General features: G+C 60.9%; 6 protein-coding genes. 5 read left to right on the forward strand and 1 reads right to left on the reverse strand.

All coding sequences use genetic code 11. From position 1 onward, the window contains the following. Positions 1–641: hypothetical protein (locus A3736_RS01440; protein ID WP_197465452.1), on the reverse strand; the 641-nt coding region annotated here is incomplete at its 3' end. Positions 642–868: 227 nt separating this feature from the next. Between A3736_RS01440 and A3736_RS01445 the strand changes: the two genes are divergently transcribed. The 5 genes from A3736_RS01445 to A3736_RS01465 all read left to right on the forward strand — a co-directional run. Continuing rightward, the gene (locus A3736_RS01445) at positions 869–1,783 is read left to right on the forward strand and encodes an exonuclease domain-containing protein (RefSeq protein WP_197465453.1); all 915 of its coding nucleotides are present in this window, start codon (positions 869–871) and stop codon (positions 1,781–1,783) included. Positions 1,784–1,853: 70 nt separating this feature from the next. Further along, positions 1,854–2,402, forward strand: coding sequence for a hypothetical protein (locus A3736_RS01450; RefSeq protein WP_067678327.1), 549 nt, complete (start codon positions 1,854–1,856; stop codon positions 2,400–2,402). Positions 2,403–2,488: 86 nt separating this feature from the next. Further along, on the forward strand, positions 2,489–3,073 hold the full coding sequence (locus A3736_RS01455; protein WP_067678330.1) for a hypothetical protein: 585 nt from the start codon (positions 2,489–2,491) through the stop codon (positions 3,071–3,073). Between the two features lie 51 nt (positions 3,074–3,124). Beyond that, positions 3,125–3,913, forward strand: a complete 789-nt coding sequence (locus tag A3736_RS01460) for a hypothetical protein (RefSeq protein WP_067678332.1) — start codon at positions 3,125–3,127, stop codon at positions 3,911–3,913. Between the two features lie 369 nt (positions 3,914–4,282). Then, the coding region (locus A3736_RS01465) for a hypothetical protein (protein WP_197465454.1) at positions 4,283–4,670 on the forward strand (388 nt) is incomplete at its 3' end.

A 4,670-nucleotide genomic window follows, 5' to 3' on the forward strand; every position in this document is an offset into this window, starting at 1 on the left:
TCGGTGAGCAGGGTGCGCTCGTCCGCCTTTAGATGTTCCAGCACGCGGTGGGCCTTTTCCGCGTACTTGCCGTCGCGGAAGGTGTGCGAGTTGAACAAGATGCCGTTGCTGCGTTCGCCTTCCTCGTCAATGAGCGCCGTCTTCTTCGACAGATCCACAAGCGTGGTCGCGTCGGCCTTCACTAGCTTATGCGTGTCGGAGATGTACTCCTCGGCTTCGGCGCGCTTCATAGGTTTACCAGACACGCGTTCGGACAGGTCGATGATTGCCTGCTCGTCTGAGCTGGGACGCTGATCGTCAAAAATCTCGACTGTCGCCTCTAGCACCGCCTGTGTCGTGGCGCCCAGCACCGCAACGGACCCGTCGCCTGCAACGTCGACGCGGCCCGCATCCCTCAGAATCTGCAGCCCATCACGTCGTGCCGACTTGTCGATGCCGTTCAACTGACACGCGTTTTCTACAATCTGCCTCGAGATTGTGAATGTGCTCTGCTCATCCGACTGACGGCGGAGCAAGTTGTAAAGACGACCGACCTTGCCCGAATACGAGATGTTCTCGAGGCGAGCGGCACCGGCGCCGGAATAGCCGTCCAAACTCTTGGATTGGGCGAGAAGCCAAGCCCCTTTCGTCTTGTTATCCATTCTGTTCGGGCTTCGCCCCTCCCTGTAGATCGAATGAGATAATAACGACCGTCGCGCTTTGCCAGAGCACAGGATTAGGAGGCCGAGGTATGCCACCGCAGGCGGAAAAGCCGCAGCAGGTGGCCGGTTCAGCAAAAAACTCTTCGGGTGACGGGCACCCGGGGATGAGACGGAGATGGAAAAGAACTTCTTCCGACCGTCCCCGTGTACGCACGAGGAGAACAATCATGACAAAATGGACAAATTCGCCGCCAATGTTGGCGGCGAACGAGGACAAGCGTATCATCCATCGCATCGCGCCACTGAACCAGTGGAAAGCGCCGGAAGGGACGGGGCCCCCGCACATGAGGGTGGCCGTCCTCGATCTCGAAACGACGGGATTCGATCCGCAATATGACGAGTTGATCGAGATCGCCGTCGTCATGATCGTCATCGACGATCAGGGTCGCGTGATTGCGGTCGAGAACTTGAGGAGCGGCATGCAGCAGCCATGCCGTCCGATCGAACCACATATCAGTCGGATTACCGGGATCACAACCGAAATGGTCGAAGGCAAGCGGTTCGTCCCGCAGCAGATCGCCGATAATCTTGCCGAGGCGGATGCTTGCCTGGCCTTCAACGTCGCCTTCGATCGGCGTCATCTCGAAGAGCTCGTGCCGCAGGTCGGCGCAATGCCGTGGATCTGCGCCATGGCTGATGTCGACTGGCGCGCCATCGGGTTCGATGGCCGCGCGCAAGGGTATCTTCTGATGCAGGCGGGCCTGTTCAATCCTGTTTCGCACCGCGCGGGCGACGATGTCGCCAGCCTAGTCAATCTCCTAGCGCATGTATGCGGGGACGGGCGCACGGTCATGGCCCACGCCCTCGAAGGTGCGAAGGCATTGAGCTGGCGTTTCGAAGCGAGCGATCTGCCGCATCGGCTGCAGAAGGACGCGTATCGGCGCGGCTACCGCCTGTCGTTTCATGGCGTCTATCACAAGCTCGTGCGCGAAGCGGAGCACGACGCCGAAATCGCCTGGTACCGCGAACTGGTCGGACGCGATCCGACGATGGTCCCGGTGGACTGGATCGATCGCTACCGGTCCGATTGGACCTGGGAACCGGTAAAACGAAAAGTGGAAGTGGCGCACTGGCGGCGCTGATGATGGGCCATCCAGTTGAGGGAAAAGGCTCCGGCGAAGACGCCGTCACACTGACATAAGGAACAGATTGATGAACAAACCCCATGCTGGTGGGCTCGAAGCCCACCGGGCGAACGCGCTCGCCCTCCGCCTCGAACTCGGATTGCCGGTGACCGCGACGGGCACGTCGGCGGTGACCTTCGGCGGCGTGGTGACCGCTAGCCTGCCGGTCATGGAAGGCATCGCCCGCAAGGCCGCCGACGATCGTCAGGACGCAGTGTTCGCGGTCTACAATACGGACGCGGACACCAGGCCCGCATGGTATTTCCTGGTTTTCCGGATGCTGGATTCCATCGGCATGGTGCGGGTCGAACCGGTCTGTATCGGCGCGGAAAATGCGCTCGTCCTCGTCACCGTGGATAAGAGCCGTCAGTTCGCCATCGACGGGCGAGGTGTCTTGACGGAAATGCCGGTCGCCAAGGCAACGAAGCGATCAGGCGCATTCGCACGAGCGGAGCTTCGTATTGCTGCTGCGGCGGAAGCGCTTGCCCCGGTTCTCAGAACGGGGGCTTGGAGAGCGGACGCCTTCGCGTTCCAGACCGACGGCACCGCGGTCCCGGTCGACACCGCGGCAGCCTGACCGCCTCCATCGACCGGACCAAACAGGGCGGCGCTTCCAGCGGGAGCGCCGCCCTTTCTCGTTCTACACAAGGGGGGACCATTTCCATGGCCGATACCTTACGGCGGCATCCGCGGATCCTGTGTTCGCTCGTCATCATCCGCGACCGAAATGAATTCGCTACCCGCTCGGCGATCCGTTCGACCGCGATCTTCACCGTCACCCGCGGACGGCAAGGAGCGGCGAGGTTTGCGATCGACCATCGCGCTTTCGACAGGACGGCCACCCGCGCGGACATCCTCGCCGGTCTTGCCGAACGCATACCGTCCGATGCGACCGTGATCGCGCGCGCCTCGCGCACTTCGCAGCACTATCTGCGCCATGCGTTCGCCGCGGGCGGACCGCTCCCACTGGCCGACCTGCAATTGCTGCAACGGGAACGCGGCGATCTCGACCTCCTGCCGCTCGAATGTGCGAACCGCGCGATGGAGGAGATCGCTGCGGCGTATCGGATCGAGCGGGCAGGGCCAGGTTCGAATATCCTCTCCCGGTCGCGAAAGGCACCGGACGAGGCGCAATGCCTGTGGCTGGCCTTCCTCTGGTCGCGTTTTTCACGGCACGAGCGAACCTCGCTGAGCACGGCGTGGGAAGCGTGGCGCGCCATCGAACGGGCGCGGCCCGTCGGGTTCTGATCACTGGAAGGGGAGCGGGTTGGCGGGGCCAACCTGAAGAAGGAAAATACAATGCTGAGACTGACGTTCATCGATACCGAATCCGCATGGGATGAGTATCTCCACGAGGATTACCGCGCCATCGATCCCAAGGGCGTTGCCAAGCTCGAGCGCCAAGGCCGCAAGCGCCACAACCAGGCCTGCAAGCGGATATTCGCCGCCGCCGCGCTGGACATCGTCATCGGTGATGACCGCACGATGGCGATCGAAGGGCTCTCCGCCTGGACCGAGCGCGAGCATGGCGACGAGCAAGCCATCGTCGAGGGCCTGCTCGATCACATCCGGTTCCGTCCAGACCATCGGGTGGTCACCTATGGCGGGCTCGCAGCCGAACTCCCGCTGCTGACGCTGGCTGCGATGCAGTACGGCCTGCTCCTTCCGGATCAGCTGCGCGCCAATAAGCGCATCCGGCATGGGGAGATGCGACCGCATATGGATCTCGCGCTTGAACTCAAAGGGCAGGGGCGAGATTGGGCGCATCTATCCGAAATCGGATTACGGATGGGGCTACCGCGGGACCTGTTCACCGGTAAGACCGAGGTCGACCTGCCGCAAACCTCGCAAGACTGGATCGAGATGCGGCGCCATGTCAGCTGCGACGTCGTGCTTACCGCCATGGTGACGTTGGCGTGGTTGCGGGTGCAGGGCCGTATCGGCATCGATATGCCGTCGGCCTTATACCAGCTCGCCGACTGGTTCCTGCGCCGGATCGGCGATGAAAGCCCCATGACCCCGCCGCTCGCCAACTTGCGCATCCAGATGGCCGAACAAATAGCTAGAGATTTCGACCGCGCCGCTTAGGAAAAACGGTACTCGGCTGGTCGGGTTCACCCTGTTTGACCGGTAGACATCCTAACCCGCGAGCGTTGAGAATGCAGAGGCAATACTGGCGAACGATGGTCCCACGCGCTACTGACCAACTTCAAGACAACGGATGGATTTTGCCAATATCCGACGGGATGAGACGCAGCGACGAAATCGGTGTCGTAGCTAAGATACCGAATGTGGGAAGCATTGCCGGAGCGGGACAAGAAAATGATGACCTCGCCACACGCACATCCAAGGCACGACCTCGACGCGGTGTAGGCTCGGCTCCCGTTTTATGCGAGGCGCGTAGAGAGCATTCTGGGTAGAGAGCTTTACAGCAAAATTATGAGAAGAGGCGATCGAATGGCCGCGATACCTGAAATTGCAAAAGGCCCACCCACCCTTAACGCTATGAAGGTAAGGGAAGTCAAAGTCCCGCTCGTGGACGCAGCGATTTTAGCGGTCGCTTCCAAGCTATCCTTACAGGGCACAGTTTCCTTGAACGAGGTAGATGAGGCAGTGCTTGCTGCCCTTCGTCGAGCGCATCCCGCCGCTGGTGATACAGAGGAAGAGTTAGGCCGTTGGCTCGCCGAAATGGATGAGGCGCAACTGAGTGGGGTGGTGAGCAATACCAAAGGTGTTCTTCACGAGATGCGCTTCGTCGCACTGGAAAACTCTGACGGCGATACGATCTTTGCCGCACAGTTCGAAGCAATTAATCACCCAGGGTATGATGTTGTCTTCTCAGATC

The organism is Erythrobacter sp. HI0063 (assembly GCF_001635685.1).
Taxonomy (GTDB): Bacteria; Pseudomonadota; Alphaproteobacteria; order Sphingomonadales; family Sphingomonadaceae; genus Qipengyuania.

What these genes read in the sequence shown, in the direction of transcription:
- A3736_RS01445 (WP_197465453.1), top strand. Translation starts at nt 869, where the DNA reads ATGACAAAATGGACAAATTCGCCGCCAATGTTGGCGGCGAACGAGGAC.
- A3736_RS01450 (WP_067678327.1), top strand. Translation starts at nt 1,854, where the DNA reads ATGAACAAACCCCATGCTGGTGGGCTCGAAGCCCACCGGGCGAACGCG.
- A3736_RS01455 (WP_067678330.1), top strand. Translation starts at nt 2,489, where the DNA reads ATGGCCGATACCTTACGGCGGCATCCGCGGATCCTGTGTTCGCTCGTC.
- A3736_RS01460 (WP_067678332.1), top strand. Translation starts at nt 3,125, where the DNA reads ATGCTGAGACTGACGTTCATCGATACCGAATCCGCATGGGATGAGTAT.